The 15,125-nt window shown below is 70.3% G+C and carries 15 protein-coding genes; 2 read left to right on the top strand and 13 right to left on the bottom strand.

Annotated elements, in window-relative coordinates:
* Window positions 1-3: 3 nt before the first annotated feature.
* The 9 genes from SGFS_RS14515 to SGFS_RS14555 form a co-directional block, all read right to left on the bottom strand.
* On the bottom strand, window positions 4-552 hold the full coding sequence (locus tag SGFS_RS14515; RefSeq protein ID WP_286250485.1) for a gas vesicle protein: 549 nt from the start codon (window positions 550-552) through the stop codon (window positions 4-6).
* A complete protein-coding gene (locus tag SGFS_RS14520) occupies window positions 549-1,640 on the bottom strand; it encodes an SRPBCC family protein (protein ID WP_286250487.1) in 1,092 nt (363 codons plus the stop codon). Before SGFS_RS14520 ends, SGFS_RS14515 begins: the two co-directional genes overlap by 4 nt.
* Complete coding sequence (locus tag SGFS_RS14525) at window positions 1,633-2,352, bottom strand: ABC transporter substrate-binding protein (RefSeq protein WP_286250489.1); 720 nt, start codon at window positions 2,350-2,352, stop codon at window positions 1,633-1,635. The genes SGFS_RS14520 and SGFS_RS14525 overlap by 8 nt, the downstream gene beginning before the upstream one ends.
* Before the next feature lie 52 nt (window positions 2,353-2,404).
* A complete protein-coding gene (locus SGFS_RS14530) occupies window positions 2,405-2,656 on the bottom strand; it encodes a gas vesicle protein GvpG (protein WP_286250490.1) in 252 nt (83 codons plus the stop codon).
* A gap of 97 nt (window positions 2,657-2,753) precedes the next feature.
* Window positions 2,754-3,467, bottom strand: a complete 714-nt coding sequence (locus SGFS_RS14535) for a GvpL/GvpF family gas vesicle protein (protein ID WP_286250492.1) — start codon at window positions 3,465-3,467, stop codon at window positions 2,754-2,756.
* A gap of 7 nt (window positions 3,468-3,474) precedes the next feature.
* Complete coding sequence (locus tag SGFS_RS14540; protein ID WP_434028195.1) at window positions 3,475-3,927, bottom strand: gas vesicle structural protein GvpA; 453 nt, start codon at window positions 3,925-3,927, stop codon at window positions 3,475-3,477.
* A 37-nt stretch (window positions 3,928-3,964) separates the two neighbouring features.
* Entirely contained in the window at window positions 3,965-4,294 is a 330-nt protein-coding gene (locus SGFS_RS14545) for a gas vesicle protein GvpO (RefSeq protein ID WP_286259932.1), read from the bottom strand.
* A 236-nt stretch (window positions 4,295-4,530) separates the two neighbouring features.
* A complete protein-coding gene (locus SGFS_RS14550) occupies window positions 4,531-4,983 on the bottom strand; it encodes an Lrp/AsnC family transcriptional regulator (RefSeq protein WP_286250494.1) in 453 nt (150 codons plus the stop codon).
* Window positions 4,984-5,112: 129 nt separating this feature from the next.
* Window positions 5,113-5,709 carry a TetR/AcrR family transcriptional regulator gene (locus SGFS_RS14555; RefSeq protein WP_286250495.1) on the bottom strand — a complete coding sequence of 199 codons (597 nt, stop codon included), beginning with the start codon at window positions 5,707-5,709 and terminating at the stop codon, window positions 5,113-5,115.
* Between the two features lie 146 nt (window positions 5,710-5,855).
* On the opposite strand from SGFS_RS14555, the gene SGFS_RS14560 reads away from it, so the two are divergent.
* Window positions 5,856-6,779: an NAD(P)-dependent oxidoreductase gene (locus tag SGFS_RS14560; protein ID WP_461852252.1), complete on the top strand. Its 924-nt coding sequence runs from the start codon at window positions 5,856-5,858 to the stop codon at window positions 6,777-6,779.
* A gap of 256 nt (window positions 6,780-7,035) precedes the next feature.
* Here SGFS_RS14560 and SGFS_RS14565 read toward each other — a convergent pair whose 3' ends face one another.
* The 4 genes from SGFS_RS14565 to SGFS_RS14580 form a co-directional block, all read right to left on the bottom strand.
* Entirely contained in the window at window positions 7,036-7,761 is a 726-nt protein-coding gene (locus SGFS_RS14565; RefSeq protein WP_286250497.1) for a class I SAM-dependent methyltransferase, read from the bottom strand.
* Window positions 7,762-7,993: 232 nt separating this feature from the next.
* Window positions 7,994-10,495 (bottom strand): SpoIIE family protein phosphatase, encoded by a 2,502-nt coding sequence (locus tag SGFS_RS14570; protein ID WP_286250498.1) that lies wholly within the window; start codon window positions 10,493-10,495, stop codon window positions 7,994-7,996.
* A 187-nt stretch (window positions 10,496-10,682) separates the two neighbouring features.
* Entirely contained in the window at window positions 10,683-13,076 is a 2,394-nt protein-coding gene (locus tag SGFS_RS14575) for an MFS transporter (protein ID WP_286250499.1), read from the bottom strand.
* 162 nt (window positions 13,077-13,238) lie between these two features.
* Window positions 13,239-13,682, bottom strand: a complete 444-nt coding sequence (locus tag SGFS_RS14580; protein WP_286250500.1) for an SRPBCC family protein — start codon at window positions 13,680-13,682, stop codon at window positions 13,239-13,241.
* 208 nt (window positions 13,683-13,890) lie between these two features.
* Here SGFS_RS14580 and SGFS_RS14585 point away from each other — a divergent pair, with 208 nt between their 5' ends.
* On the top strand, window positions 13,891-14,934 hold the full coding sequence (locus SGFS_RS14585) for an Rv2578c family radical SAM protein (protein WP_286250501.1): 1,044 nt from the start codon (window positions 13,891-13,893) through the stop codon (window positions 14,932-14,934).
* Window positions 14,935-15,125 lie beyond the last annotated feature (191 nt).

Consider the following 15,125-nt stretch of genomic DNA (forward strand, 5'->3'; position numbering starts at 1 on the left):
TCCTCAGCTCCGGTGCTCGTCGTCCTCGATTTCCTCGATGTCCTCGATGTCGTCTGCGCTTTCGTCCTCCTCCACCTTGCGCCGCTTACGGCGTGGCTCCGCGCGGCGCTCCTCGCGGCGCTTCTCCCGAGGCTCCGCGCGAGTGGCCTTCCGCTCGGTCTCACGAGGGCGGCGGCGCTCGGTCGTCCTACTCGTGGACAGCTCCGCCGGGGCCTGCGCGACGAGGCTGCGGAGCTCCTCCACCTCGGCGCGGAGGCGCTCGTTCTGCGCCCTGAGGGAGCTGCGGTTCTCGGCACGGGACGACAGGGCGGGGTCGTGCTCCCACCAGTCGATCCCGATCTCCTTGGCCTTGTCGACCGAAGCCACCAGGAGACGCAGCTTGATCGTGAGGAGTTCGATGTCGAGCAGGTTGATCTTGATGTCGCCGACGATGACGATGCCCTTGTCGAGCACGCGTTCAAGAATGTCGGCGAGATTCGCGCTGGAGGACTCCTGACCGTACGAGTAGAGGCCCCGGGACGGCGTGGGAACAGGGGAGTCGGACTGGCTCACGGTTGGTCTTCCTCTGCGGCGTAGTCCTCCCCGTCTTCGGCGTCCTCCCCGTCTTCGACGTCCTCTGCGTCCTCTGCGTCCTCGGCGCTTTCTACGTCTTCGGCGTCTTCTACGTCTTCGAGGTCGTCGACGTCATCTTCGTCGGCCTCGTCCTCCTGGCCCTTCTCGTCCACAGCCTCCTTGTCTACTTCCTCTTCGTCTTCTTCCTCGTCGTTCTCGTCGTTCTCGTCGTCCTCATCGTCCTCTTCGTCGGACATCTCACCTTCGTGGATCTCACCGCGGCTGCCACCGGTGGCCTCGCCTCTCATCATCACGAACTTGCGGTAGAGCTTCAGATCGAGACGTGCGCGGCGGCCCTGTGGCCGCACCAGGCCCCCGACCCTCTCGACCATTCCCTTGGGGAGGTACTCGAGGACGAGGAGCACCTTGGTGAGATTCTCGCCGAGCGGATGAAAGGTGACGACGCCCTTGGTGGTGGCCTTCTCACCTTCGGTCGTCCACGCGATGCGCTCGTCGGGCACCTGTTCCGTGATGGTGGTCTCGTCCTCCTGCTCGACATCGACCACACCCTTGGCGAAGCGCTCGAAGTCCCGGAACTGCATCCACTGGTCGTACGCGTCGCTCACCGGGGCGCCCACGTCGATGTCCTCGATGACGGTGAGCCCCCGACCGACACCGCCCTCAGGTTGCCTTCCGTGCTTCTTCTCGGTGACGTCCTTCGCCATCCCCGTGACGTCCTTGGCCTTCTCGGTGACGCCCTTCGCCGTGTCCACCACCGCGTCCTTGGTGTGGGACGCCGTCGAGCTCAGCACCTCTCCCGACGGCATACGTTCGAGGAGCTTCTTGCCGCCCCTGCCCACGGCAGTGACCAGCCCGAGAGGGCTGATGTCCGCCTCGCTCAGCCGACGTGCTCCCTCACCCAGGCCGTGGCCCACCCCCTGCAGCATCAGCTCCAGCCGGGCCTCGACGTAGTGCTCGAGTTCTTCCTTGAGCCGGACCGCGCCGGGGTTCTGCCGCGCCTGCTCGCGGGCCTTGGTGAGAGTCCCGGCGCCCGCCGAACCGCCTTTCGCCGCCGTTCCCTCAGCCATCGCCCTGCCTCCTCGACCCTGCCGTGGCTCCGCTCTTCGAGCGGCTCGCCGCAGCGGTCTTCTTCCTCGGGCGGGACGGGCTCTTCTGGTCCGAGCCACGGTGTTCTGCCTTCGCGCGCCCCTCACCCCCGCGCGCCGAGGTGCGTCGAGCGGGACTCCGCCGCTTCCCGCTCCGCCCCTCGCCCCCTTGAGCCTCTTCCTCGTCGCCCTCTTGCGCCTCTTGCTCGTCGTCTTCTCGATCCTCCTCCTCGCCCCTGGCCTCCTCGTCTTCGTCCGTCTCTTCGTCCTCAGCCTCTTCGTCCCGGGCCTCCGGCTCCTCCGGCTCCTCCGGCTCCTGCTCGGCGGTCTCCTCGGCCCGGCCCTCGTCGTCCTCCGCGTCCTCGTCGTGCTCCGCTTCCGACCGGTCCTTGCCGCTCTCCCCGTGTGCCTTCTCCTGCAGGCCCGCGGTGCGGTCGTGGATCACCTCGGCCAGGCTGTCGGCCTTGGCCGTGAGTACGGAGATCGCCGCCGCCTTGCTCGCGTCCGTCAGCTCGGTGCGCACCTGCTGGGTGACTCCGCTGAAGAACGGAGTGTCGAGCAACTTGCCGAGCTGCCCGGGTCGTGCCTTCGCTCCGGCCAGCAGCGCGCCGAGGCTGAGGGCAACCTTGGCCTTCTTCGTCCGCCCCAGCACGTAGCCGCCCAGGACAGCCGCGCCTATCGTGGCGTTTTTCATGATCCAGTCTTCTTTCCCCGACGGCCGTGCCCACGCGTCGCCATTGACCGGGCTACGCGCCCTGCTGGAGCCGGTGGGCGCTGATTTCCTCCAGACGGCGCAGCAGCTCCTCCTCTCTCTGCGCGAACTCCTCCTCGTCGACGCGCCCCTCGGTTCGCGCCCGCTCCAGGTTCACAAGCGCTTCCTGAACGGGAGCGGGGTCGTAGTACTCGTCCTCGGCGGCACGCACCACCGTTTCCAACACCCAGCCGATGCCCTTCACCGGGGCGAACGGCAGAGTCAGGATGCTTCCGACCAGTCCCACACCGCCTCCTCGTGCTGTTCGGACGGTCAACGGCCGTCAGCGACCGTACGAGTCATTCGGGTTATTCGGATTACTCAGGTCATACGCGCCATGCGATTCACACGAAGCTGTACGGCGGCAGCGGGCCCCGAAGCCGGAGCTCGACGCCCTCGCCCAGGCTCTCGGCCAGCTCACCACCGACGTCGGCGAACTCCTCGGTCCGCTCGTCCTCCACCAGGAAGGACGCGCTCAAGAAGTACTGCTGGGACGGCGGGGCCACCTTCTCGGCCAGTACGAGCGGCCGCAGCGCGGCGAGGACCTCCCCGGCAAGTGCTCCCTGCCGGTTCTGCACCTCCTGGGCCACGAGTTCGCCGAGCGCCACCCTGTCCTCGTACGTTCCGCCGCCGCCCCGTGTGGCCTCGTTCAGCTCACGGACCCGCTCGGACTCTTCGAGGAGAGCACGCAGGAGCATGTTCTCGTCCTGCAGACCCTTGACGTTGAACTCCGCACGCCCCGTGAGTTCGTCGAGGCGCTGGGAGAAGGTTTCCGCCCGCTCCTCCAGAAGGGCGCGCACGGCGGCCTCGTCCTCGGCGACGAACCCGAAGCTCAGCGGCAGGATGGTGCCGTCGGCCCACAGGTGTTCCTGGACCTCGTGGTGCGCCTCCAGATCGCGGCGGCGGACCGCGAGATCCTCCGGGGTCCGGCTGACGACGGCGCTCAGTTCGCCGCCCTGGACCGTGGTCAGTTCCGTGGGCGCTTCTCCGACGCCCTGGAGGCCTTCGAGGTCCAGCGGATGCGCCGCCTTGCTGATCGCGTATACGTACACGGACATCGGGTCGCTACTCCTCACGGTCCTTGGAGGAACGGCGGCTGGAGCCGTGCTCGGAACGCTCTCGCTGCCTCTCGCGCCTCGGTTCGCGCTCGCCCTCGTCCTCGTGCCCCTTCTGGAGCGACTCGGTGACCGCCTTGACCGCGCCCGTCAGCGCACCTTTGCTCTTGCCCCGAGCTCCCGCCTCGGTGGTGTTCTCGACGATGTCCGTCAGTTGCGCGGGGGCCTTGCGTCCCGTTTCCAGATCCAGCCGGTTGCACGCCTCGGCGAAACGCAGATACGTGTCGACGCTGGCCACCACCACACGGGCGTCGACCTTCAGGATCTCGATGCCCACCAGTGAGACCCGCGCGAACACGTCGATGACCAGGCCTCGGTCGAGTACGAGTTCCAGAACGTCATAGAGGCTTCCCGAGCCACCGGCGGGGGCGCCGACGGTGCCGCCCGCCCCCTGTGGCACCACAGTCACGATCTCTTCCCTTCAACGAAGGGGGCCGCTCTCAGCGGCTGTTTCCCCTGTCGACCTGCGCGCGCGTGTACCGGCGTCCGCGCTCGTAAGCGAGCAACTGGCCCGCAGGATCCAGAACGACCTGGTAGCTGGCCATCACGCTGCTCGTCTCAGGGATGCGCTCCAGCTCCACGACCTCGACCTCGGCCTCCCAGCCCTGCTCGGTCGGCCGCAGGGCGGAAACAGACTCGGGCGCCCGTCCCAGCAGCTCGGTGAGCTGCTGGGCGGCACTACGCATGGCTTCGGACGCGCTCACCCGCTCCTCGGCGGACGCCTGCCCCGACGAGGAGCGCGTCTTCTTGGGCTCATGGTCGTTCGTGATGTTTCACCTTCTCACTAATTGTCCAGTATTGACCTCCCCCACCGCACATGCCACTCGTCAGCCGCGCACCGCCCAGCCGGCAGGTCGGGGGCGTGTCATGACCTCGGACTGTCGATCAACGACGGAGCTTCACCCGGACGAACGCGGACGAACATGGACGAACGCGGTGGCGATGCCGACGGGGATGGCCCACAGGACGCCGATTCGCCGGTGGGAAATCAGTCGGCGAAAAAGCACTACTCAGGCAATGGGCGGTCATTGACGACTTGCTTCATGACCAGGGTGGATGTGAGGCGCTGAACGCCCGGCAAGGTGGCCAGCCGCTGGTCGTAGAGCTGCTGGAAGACGGTCAGGTCGGCGGCGACCACACGGAGGAGGTAGTCGGGCTCACCGAACAGGCGCTGCGCCTGCACCACGTGCGGGACCTCGGTCACGGCCTGCTCGAACGCGGTGACGGTGTCCCGGTCCTCCCAGCTCAGGGTGGCGAACACCAACGCCTCGAAGTCCAGGCCGACGGCAGCCGGGTCCACGATCGCGCGATACCCGCGGATCGCGCCCGCACGTTCGAGGTCGCGCAGACGCCGGTGACACGGCGAGACGCTCAGCTTCACCCGGGCGGCCAGTTCGGTGACCGTCAGGCGGCCGTCCAACGCCAGCTCGGTGAGAATCTTCCGGTCCAGGTCGTCCATGGAGAAGATTGTTCCCGCGAATTACCCGAACGGGAAATTTCCGGGAGCATCTTCGCGCGGAAACCTCGTACTCTTCCCTGCCGAGCTGAACGCCGGAAAGAAACGCTTCCGCAGCAGCGGAACGGCCGGTCAGCCCTTCTTGCTCACCGCCGCGTCGAGGAGGGGGCCGAGCTCCCGGGCCACGGTCGTCAGCGGGCTTGTGTCCCGCTCGGCCCGGGCCATGAGGATCGCCCCCTCCAGGGCGCTGATCATGAGCGTGGCGAGCGCACCGGCTCGCTGCTCGGGCACGCCCATGTCCGCGAGGGCCCGCGTCACCGGCCCGGTCCAGGTGGTGAACGCCGCTGCCGCCGCCTCGCGCGTGGACGCGGAGGACTCCGCGCAGTCCACCGTGGCGGCGGCCACGGGGCAGCCGCCCGCGAAGCCGGCCGCCTCGTACTCGTCGGTCCACTGCCGCACCATTTCGCCGAACAGCCCGCTGGGCGTCGGCTCGGGCAGCGCGGCGAGGAAGCGGGCGACCCGGTTGCCCGCGTACCGGCCGGCCCAGGCCACCGCCTCGTTGACGAGCTGTTCCTTGCCGCCCGGGAAGTAGTGCTGGAGCGAGCCACGAGGGGCGCCCGCATGGGCGGCGACCTCGCGCATACCGGTCGAGGCGACCCCGTCGCGCCGGATGAGCTGGGCCGCGCTGAAAACCATCCGCTCTCGCGGCCCCCGTTCGACCACCGCCATCTACGACCTCCACCACCCCGTCGCGAGTGCTCCGCCCCTCACCCTATGACAGCGGTCATAGGGCCGACTACCATGACCGCTGTCATAGTCGATGGCGAGAGCGACCGCGAGGGCTCGGCCACCTCGGGAGCCGGGAAAGGCAGGGCATCGTGTACGTCGGTTTCGTCGGTCTGGGGGTCATGGGACAGCCCATGGCCCTCAACCTCGCCCGCGCCGGGACACCCCTCGTCGTCTGGAACCGCACACCCGACGGCTGCGAGCCCCTGCGCGCCGCCGGAGCCGAGGTCGCGGCGAGTCCCGCCGTGGTCTTCGACCGGGCCGAGACCGTGATCCTCATGCTGGCCCACGAGGAGGCCATGGACGCGGTACTGGGACGCGGCACCCCGGATTTCGCCGAACGCGTCGCCGGACACACCGTCGTCCACATGGGCACGACCTCGGCCGAGTACTCGGGCGGCCTGGAGTACGACATCCGGGCGGCGGGCGGGAGTTACGTCGAGGCCCCCGTCTCCGGTTCCCGCGTCCCGGCCGAGCAGGGCGCCCTGGTGGGGATGCTGGCCGGTGACGAGGATGCCGTGGCGGCCGTACGGCCCCTGCTCGCCCCCATGTGCCGGGAGACGTTCGCCTGTGGTGCGGTGCCGGGCGCGCTGCTGATGAAGTTCTCGGTGAACCTGTTCCTGATCACGCTGGTGACCGGGCTGACCGAGGCGTTCCACTTCGCCGACCGGCACGGGCTCGACCAGCGTCTGCTCCGGGACGTCCTGGACGCGGGCCCGATGGCCAGCGCCGTCTCCCGCGTGAAGGCACCCAAGCTGCTGGCCCGCGACTTCGCCGTGCAGGCGGCCGCCGCGGACGTACTGAAGAACAACCGCCTGATCGCGGAGGCCGCCCGCAAGGCGGACCTGGCCTCCCCGCTCCTCGACATCTGCCACACCCTCTACGGCGAGACCGTCGAACAGGGCCACGGCGGCGAGGACATGGTGGCCGTGCTGCACGCCCTGGAAACCCGGACCGACGCCACTCCCGTACACCGTGGACGTACCGCCTGGCCCCTGACGCATGAGACATGAAGCCGGCCACCCGCCGTCCGCCAGCCCCGCGCCGGTCCGATCAGCTCCGTGGACGCGGCTTCACCTGACCTCGCGCTCGCGGTCCGTCAGGGCCTTGAGGACATCGGGGAGGGCGAAGAAGCCGTCGGTGTCCGAGGGACCCCGGCCCACAGCGATGCCATGAGCCGGCGCCGTCGGAAGGCGGTTCGGCCCATCCGACAGAGGAAGGCAGCCACGAGAATCGGACTGGCTGTCTCGGCCCTGGGTCAGCCCAGTGCTAAGCCGCGCGCCCCGCCACGAACCACCTCGACGGCAGCTCGATCCGGGCGCCCTCGGGTGTGTACTCGGTGGTGACCAGCGGCAGCTCGCCGTCGGCGATGAGCGTGAGCCCGGCGGCGCGGAGGTACTCCGGGATCGCGGCGTCGGAGACCTCGCCGGGGGCGATGCCGTGGCGGAAGATCGGCGCGAGCTTGGCCGGCGGGCCCGCGGGGCTCTGCGCCAGACCCATGAGGACGGGCTTGGCGGTCTCGGCGAGCTCGACGAGGCAGACACGGCCGCGCTCGCCGACCAGCGTGGCGATGTTGTCGACGAGTCGCTGTCGGTCGTCGGGCTCGCACTGGTGGAGGACGCCCCGCACATAGACGTTCAGGTCGCCGAGTTCCGTGTGCAGGGTCTTGGCCTCGGTCTTCTCCGCAGCGTCGACCTGCCGGTAGGCGGCCCTGCCCTTGGGGTCGGCGCGGCGGGCGTGGTCCAGGGCCGCCACCGACAGGTCCGCGCCGATCACCCGGTCGAAGCGGTCGGCCAGGAAGCGGGTCTGGGTGCCGTTGCCGCAGCCGAGGTCCATGAAGGGCAGGCCGGGGTTGACCAGATGCGGCTCGAACAGAGCGAGGTGGACCGCGGCGGTCTGTGCGGGGGCCGCGTCCCAGAAGACGGCGCCCGGTTCACCGGAGGCCTCGCTCCAGAAGCCCTCCCAGGCCTGCCTGTACCGACTCGTCACGCTCATGCCCGACTCCCGGAGTGCGATGGACGGCCCGCCGGTGCCGACGGGGCAAAACAGCGGCCGCCGGTCGAACGGCCGGACAGCGGCCCGCGCTGTGCGACCGGCCCAGATCGGTCTACCGCGCCCGGCACGCACCCACAAGCACAGCGCGCGATCCTTCACGCCTCGTACGCGACGCCTACGCCGTCCCTCGCCCCCGGTGCCCCGGAGCACACACCTCTCGCAGCACGCCGTTTCAGCGGCGGCGGCGCTGCAGAGTCAGCTCGAACCACACGGTCTTGCCCGCGCCCGTCCGGCTGGCACCCCACTCGCGCGCGAGGGTGCTCACCACGCGCAGCCCGCGCCCGAACTCGTCGGTGGGGCCCGTGCTGAGCAGCGACGGCAGGGTGTGATCGTCGTCGTCGACCTCGCACAGCAGCGTGTCGCCCCGCACCAGCCTGAGCTCGATCCGGCGGCTGTGCGTGTGCCGTACGGCGTTGGTGACCAGCTCGCCCACCAGCAGTTCGGTGGTGTCCGCGAGGGAGCCCAGCCCCCAGGAGTGCACCTGTTCGCGGACGGCGGCACGGGCCCGCGCGACCTCCGCGCAGTCGAGGGCGAGCCGCCACTCGGCGACGTCCTCCGGCTCGATGCCGTTGAGCCGCGCCATCAGCAGGGCCACGTCGTCCTTGCGGCCGCCGCGTGTGTTGAGGGCGCGGATGATCGTGTCGCAGGCGTCGTCCATGGAGGCGGCCGGGTGCGCGGCGGACTCGCAGAGCGTCGCGAGGCCCACACCGATGTCCTCGCCGCGCACCTCCACCAGGCCGTCGGTGCACATCACCAGCCGGTCGCCGGGCTCCACGCGCACGCGTACCGCCTCGAACGGCACCCCGCCGACGCCGATGGGCGCGCCCGTGGGCAGGTCGAGCAGTTCGCTGCGGCCGTCCAGCGCGCGGACCAGCACGGGTGGGATGTGACCGGCGTTGGCGATGTGCAGTTCGCCGACGATGGGGTCGTAGACGGCGTAGAGACAGGTCGCCAGATAGTGATCGCCGAGGCGCTGGGCGAGGTCGTCGAGGTTGCGCAGGAGCTGCGCGGGTGGCAGGTCGAGGGCGGCCATGGTCTGGACGGCCGTGCGCAACTGACCCATCATCGCGGCCGAGTTGAGGCCGTGCCCCATGACATCGCCGACGACGAGGGCGGTGCGGGCGCCGGGCAGTTTCACCGAGTCGAACCAGTCGCCGCCGACGCGTCCGAGGAGGGTGCCCGGCAGATAGCGGGTGGCGATGTCGCAGCCCGGCCGGTGGGCCTCGATCTGCGGGAGCATGCTGTCCTGGAGCGTCTCGGCGACGTTCTCCTGGTAGGTGTACATGCGGGCGTTGTCGAGGACGAGGCCCGCGCGGGCGGCGAGTTCGGCGCCCGTGACGCGGTCCATGTCGTCGAAGACCTCGCGCTCGGGGTGGCGCAGCAGGATCATGAAGCCGAGCACGACATTGCGGGCCTTCAACGGCACGACCAGCATGGACCGGTGGGTGATCAGCGGCCGGATGTCGCGCTTCTCGAACTGCGCGGCGATCGCGTGCCCCATCTGCTCGCTGATGCGCGGCACGAGGACGGGCTCGCCGGTGGTCATGCACTGGAAGAACGGGGTGTGCGCCGGGAACGGCATGGCCTCGCCGACCGGTACGACGTCGTCCCAGCGGCCCGGCTCGTCCGTGTGCTCGACGGCCACGCGGTGCCACATGGTGGTCGTGTCGGGCACCCCGTCGGGGAACCCCTCACCGGCGACGACCTGTTCGCGCAGATAGGTGCCCGCGACGTCCGTGAAGCGGGGGACGACCGCCTTGCTGACCTCGATGATCGTGCGGGACAGGTCGAGGGAGGTGCCGATGCGTCCGCTGACCTCGTTGAGGAACTCCAGGCGCTCGCGCACGGCCGCGTACTCGAGGTCCTCGCCCTCGTCCTTCAGCTCCTCCGGGACCGGCAGCCCCTGAGCGACGGCGCGCGCGGCCCGCTCGCGGCGCGCCCGCCGCTCGGCGCGCCGGGGCACGCCCCAGTCGGGGGTGACGGGCACCCGGTCGTGCTGGCTGAACTCCAGTACCGGATAGCCCAGTTCGAGGACCTGGGCGACGATACGGGCGCCCTCGCCGACGCTCATGCTGGGCAGGATCTCGGGGAGCCCGTGGGCGAGTTCCTCGGCGCCGGGGAAGTCGGTGTGCAGGGCGAAGCCGGGTGCGATGCGCTCGACGGCGACCTCGTCGTCCCCCTGGCGCAGCGCCTCCGCGTCGGCGGCCAGCACCAGCAGGCGCCCGCTGCCGGGGCCGACCAGGGGGTACGCCCACCACAGCACGTCGACGCGGTCCCTCCCCCACCCTGCGGGCGGGGGGACCCCCATCCCGCTTCGCTCGGGCACCGTGAGCCGGGCCCGCCCCGCGGCCGGGTAGGACAGCTGTCCGTCGAGGGAGGTTTCCAGGTCGTGGCCGACTTCGTCGTACGGGCTGTACGCCCCGTAGGGCGGGGTGTGGTGCTCCTCCTCGTCGGGGAGGGCGCCGGAGACGGGCAGCAGGTCCAGGGCGGGGCGGCCCACCGCGGCCTCCTTGTCGGCGCCGAAGAGCCGCCGGGCGCCGGTGCTCCAGTGGGACACGAGGCCGGAGCGGTCGACGACGACCACGGCCAGAGGGATGCGGCCGACGGCGTGCTCCGCCGTGCCGTCACCGGCTCCATGGCCGGTGTTCGCGCCCGTGTCGGTGCCACGGTCCATGGCCAAGGCCCTTTCTCCCCACGGCTCCGCAAGATCTGCGCCGCCCCCACTACCGTACGGCGGCGTAGCTTCGCGATGTGTGCCAACACGCGAATTGCCCAGGGGGAGCCTCCGGCGCACCGTCCACCGCATGGGCGGCGCACAACCGACCCGCACGCCCCCCGGTCCCGCCCGCCTGCCCGCGAGATCAGTCCGCGTGCCCCAGTTGCAGATCCCGTTCCGTCCTACCACCGCCGGCGATCTGGAGCACCGTCGCGACGGGCGGATATCCGGTGGCGATCACCGTGTACTCGCCGGAGGAGAGGTCGACGAACCGGAAGGTCCCGTCGATACCGGTGGTGAGCGTGTCGACGACGTTCCCTGCGGCGTCGAGCAGCGTCACCCGGGCCTCCTCGACGGGCCTGCCGCCCCCGGCGCGGATCGTGCCGCGCAGGACGGCGCCGCCGGCGAGTTCGACGTCCTGGCGGGTCTCCCGGGCGGCCCGCACGGTGACGGGGAGGGCGGCCGGGCGGTACGAGTGCGCGCTCGCGGCGAGCGTGTACTCCCCCGCCACCAGCTCGGTGATGAGGTACTGCCCCTCCTCCCCGCTGCGCGTGGTCACGACGACCTCCCCGTGGACGTTGGTGAGCGTGACGGTCGCGTCGCGCACGGCCCTGCCGTCCGCCGTCCGTACCGTGCCGACGAGCCGTCCGGCACCGCCGAGCACGATGTCGACCTCGACCGGCCGCTCCCCGACCGTCACGCTGACCGCCTGCGGCTGGTGACCGCCGGCCGCCGCGATCAGCACGTACGCGCCCGGCCCGGGCGTCGACAGGACGTAGCGCCCGTCCTCGCCGCTGCCGCCGCGCCCGGTCTGGAGTCCGGTGGCGTCGATGAGGGTGAGCGCGGCCCGGGGCACGACGGTGCCGTCGGAGTGCCGCACGGTGCCGCAGACGGGGACACCGGGGACGTACACGCGTGCCTGCGTGACCGGAACGGAGAGCGGGGGCGGCGGCGGAGGCTCGGCGGGGGCCGGAGCGGGCGCGGGCTCTGCGGGTACCTCGTCGTGGGACACCAGGGGGTTCTCCTTGAGGAAGAGGGCGACGAGGAGCCCTAGGACGAGCACCGGCACGAGGTACAGGAAGATCCTCGGCATGGCGTCGGCGTAGGCCTCGACGTACGCGTCGCGCAGCTGGTCGGGCAGGGCGTGGACGAGGCCCGGGGTGAGGGATTCGGGGGCGGGCAGGACACCGTCCGTGCGGGCGGGCAGGCGTTCGGCGAGCCGGTCCATGAGGAGCGTGCCGAAGGCGGCCGCCCCGACGCTGCCGCCGATCTGCCGGAAGTAGTTGTTGGCGCTGGTGGCGGTGGAGAGGTCGGCGGGGGGCACGGAGTTCTGCACGGCGAGGACGAGGACGGGCATCACCATGCCGATCCCGGCCCCGAGGACGGCCGTCCACAGGCTGTGGTGCAGCCGGGGCGTGTCGGTCTCCAGGCGGGACAGCAGCCACATGCCGACGGCGGCCAGGGCGCTGCCGAGGAGCGGGTACGACGCGTAGTGCCCGGTGCGGCTGATGAGCCGGCCGCAGACGACGGACGCGCCGACGATGCCCGCCATCATCGGCACCATGAGCAGCCCGGACTCGGTGGCCGTGGCGCCGTTCACCATCTGCAGGAAGGTCGGCAGGTAACTGGCGGCTCCGAAGAGCGCGATGCCGACGGCGAGGCCCACGAGCCCGGTGACGACGAAGACGGAGTTCTTGAACAGCCGCAGGGGGATGAGGGGTTCGGCGGCGAACCGCTCGGCGACGAGGAAGAGGACGGTCGCCACCACCGCTCCCGCGGCGAGGCCCAGGATGACGCGCGAGTCCCACGCGTGCTCGACGCCGCCCCAACTGGTCAGCAGGACCAGGCAGGTGGAAGCCGCGGCGAGCAGCAGGGAGCCGAGCAGGTCGAGGCGTCCCCGTGCCGTGGGCCTGGGAAGCTGGAGCACGAGGGTGACGACGGCCAGGGCGACCAGGCCGAAGGGGACGTTGACGTAGAAGCACCACCGCCAGGAGAAGTGGTCGGTGACGTAGCCGCCGAGGAGTGGTCCGGCGACGGAGGCCAGGCCGAACGCGGCGCCGATCAGACCCATGAAGCGGCCTCGTTCGCGGGGCGGCACGATGTCGGCGATGATCGCCTGCACCCCGATCATGAGCCCGCCGGCGCCGACGCCCTGGAGAGCGCGGAAGGCGATGAGCTGGTCCATGGTCCGCGACCACCCGGCGAGGGCCGAGCCGACGACGAAGACGACGATGGCGAACTGGAAGACGCCCTTGCGTCCGTAGAGGTCGCCCAGCTTGCCGTAGACCGGCAGTCCCACGGTGGCGGTGAGCAGGTAGGCGGTGATCGCCCAGGACATCCGGTCCAGGCCGTGCAGTTCACCGACGATCTTCGGGAGCGCGGTGGCCACGATCATCTGTTCCAGCGCGGCGAGGAGCAGCACGAGCATGAGGGCGAAGAACACCAACCGCACGCGGTGTGGTGTGAGTCGGGGCGGATCGGTCGGCGGTGGTGCGGTGGTGGCGGCCGGTTCGTCCTTCACCAGTGTGGTCGCGTCCATGCGTACCGCTCCCCTCGTCGCACTTACCGCGCAATGCCCGCGTTAAGCGGCAACTGCCGGTAAGTGCCACGAGTTACGGCGTTCCGGGGAGCGTCATGGAGATCCACTCGAACCGGTGAGAACGGCAACGCGCGCTGCGGTGCCGCCCGTTGAACCCGGCCGCTACTTCTCGACCTCGGTGGCGAGGTTGTCGAGGAAGGCGTCGTAGATGCGACCGAGGCCCTTGGGGGCGAAGGTCTTCTCGAAGAAGCCGCCGATGCCGCCGGCGCCCTGCCAGGTGGTGGTCACGACGACTCGGGAGCTGCCCTCGCCGGCCGGGGTGACCCGCCAGGTGGTGACCATGGAGGAGTTGCGGTCCTTCTCGACCAGCTCGCCGTCGGAGGGCTCGGTGACCTCCAGGAGGCAGTCGCGGATGCGCTTGCTGGTGGCCTGGAGCTTCCAGTGGACGAGGGTGCCCTCGCCGTCGCCTCCCTCGCGCACCTCGTACTCGCTGAAGTGCTGGGGCAGCAGCTTCCCGCGCGAGCCGCTGTAGTCGGCCAGGGTGTCGAACACCGTCTCCGCGTCCGCCGCGACGACTCGTTCTGTCGTGGCCTCGACCTGCGCCATTGCCATTCCTCCAGCACTCGGTGACTCCGGGGTGTGCGGAAAGCCAACCACCCCCCGGCCGGAGGGCCCAAATCGGGGGTCCCCAAGGGCAGGGGAAGGCACATGCGGGCAGCCCCGGACACATCTGCACACGATGTTCGAAAATTCGTTCGCACGATCAAGGGAACATCTGTTCTATTCTGGGGCCAGAGCAACCGAGGAGGCGTCCATGCGCTGGGACCATCTGGCCGAGAACCCCGCCACGGCCCGGGACGCCGCGCTGTTCGGCGCGGAGACGGTGACGAGCCGGACCTTCGACACCCCCGAGTTCCGCGGCATCACGTTCCACGAGGTCCGGGCGCGGTCGATCGTGAACCGGGTGCCGGGAGCCTCGCGCATGCCGTTCGAATGGACGGTGAACCCGTACCGGGGCTGCACGCACGCGTGTGTCTACTGTTTCGCCCGCAAGACCCACAGCTATCTGGACCTCGACACGGGCCTCGACTTCGACTCGCAGATCGTGGTGAAGATCAACGCGCCCGAGCTGCTGCGCCGACAGCTGGCCTCGCCCCGCTGGCACGGCGAGCACATCGCGATGGGCACCAACGTCGACTGCTACCAGCGCGCGGAGGGCCGCTACCAACTGATGCCGGGCATCATCGGGGCCCTGCGCGACCACGCGAACCCCTTCTCGATCCTGACCAAGGGCACGCTGATCCTGCGCGACCTCGACCTGATCCGGCAGGCCTCGGAGGTCACCGAGGTCGGCGTCTCCGTCTCCGTCGGCTTCACCGACCACGAGCTGTGGCGCACCGTCGAGCCGGGCACACCCGCCCCGGAGCGCCGCCTGGACGTCGTACGCGCCCTCACCGACCACGGCATCGGCTGCGGGGTGCTGATGGCCCCCGTGATCCCCTTCCTCAGCGACCACCCGGCCCAACTTCGCGCCACGGTACGGGCCATCGCGGCCTCCGGGGCCACGTCCGTGACCCCGCTGGTGCTGCATCTGCGGCCCGGCGCCCGCGAGTGGTTCACGGCCTGGCTGGAACGCCACCACCCGCATCTCGTACGGCGTTACGAGCGGCTGTACGCGGAGGGCGCGTACGCGCCGAAGTGGTACCAGCGCCGGGTCACGCGTCAGGTCCACGAGCTGGCACAGGAGTTCGGGATGGGGCCCACGAGCGCGGGGCTGCCGAGAAGGATCCCGGAGCCCGAACCGGCGCCGGCCAGGACAGCGGTGGACACGACGCCGACACAGCTGACTCTTCTCTGACGCCCTGAGCCCCGCCGCACGGGCAACACACAGAGGATGCACAGATGGTGACGATCTGACAGCTCAGAGCGCATCCGAGCATTTCTCTCGGACCAATTGGGTCAAGGTTTGGTAGAACGAGTTCCTTCCAGGGCGCATTCCGGGACCATGCCACGAAGGCCGTGGCGTGCACGGCTCAAAATCCTCCGTCC

The organism is Streptomyces graminofaciens (assembly GCF_030294945.1).
GTDB lineage: Bacteria > Actinomycetota > Actinomycetes > Streptomycetales > Streptomycetaceae > Streptomyces > Streptomyces graminofaciens.

Bases quoted from the DNA above. Each gene is read 5' to 3' on its own strand.
- SGFS_RS14535 (WP_286250492.1), bottom strand. From the start codon at position 3,467: ATGTCCGTGTACGTATACGCGATCAGCAAGGCGGCGCATCCGCTGGAC.
- SGFS_RS14525 (WP_286250489.1), bottom strand. From the start codon at position 2,352: ATGAAAAACGCCACGATAGGCGCGGCTGTCCTGGGCGGCTACGTGCTG.
- SGFS_RS14585 (WP_286250501.1), top strand. From the start codon at position 13,891: ATGCGCTGGGACCATCTGGCCGAGAACCCCGCCACGGCCCGGGACGCC.
- SGFS_RS14520 (WP_286250487.1), bottom strand. From the start codon at position 1,640: ATGGCTGAGGGAACGGCGGCGAAAGGCGGTTCGGCGGGCGCCGGGACT.
- SGFS_RS14570 (WP_286250498.1), bottom strand. From the start codon at position 10,495: ATGGACCGTGGCACCGACACGGGCGCGAACACCGGCCATGGAGCCGGT.
- SGFS_RS14580 (WP_286250500.1), bottom strand. From the start codon at position 13,682: ATGGCGCAGGTCGAGGCCACGACAGAACGAGTCGTCGCGGCGGACGCG.
- SGFS_RS14575 (WP_286250499.1), bottom strand. From the start codon at position 13,076: ATGGACGCGACCACACTGGTGAAGGACGAACCGGCCGCCACCACCGCA.
- SGFS_RS14555 (WP_286250495.1), bottom strand. From the start codon at position 5,709: ATGGCGGTGGTCGAACGGGGGCCGCGAGAGCGGATGGTTTTCAGCGCG.
- SGFS_RS14550 (WP_286250494.1), bottom strand. From the start codon at position 4,983: ATGGACGACCTGGACCGGAAGATTCTCACCGAGCTGGCGTTGGACGGC.
- SGFS_RS14565 (WP_286250497.1), bottom strand. From the start codon at position 7,761: ATGAGCGTGACGAGTCGGTACAGGCAGGCCTGGGAGGGCTTCTGGAGC.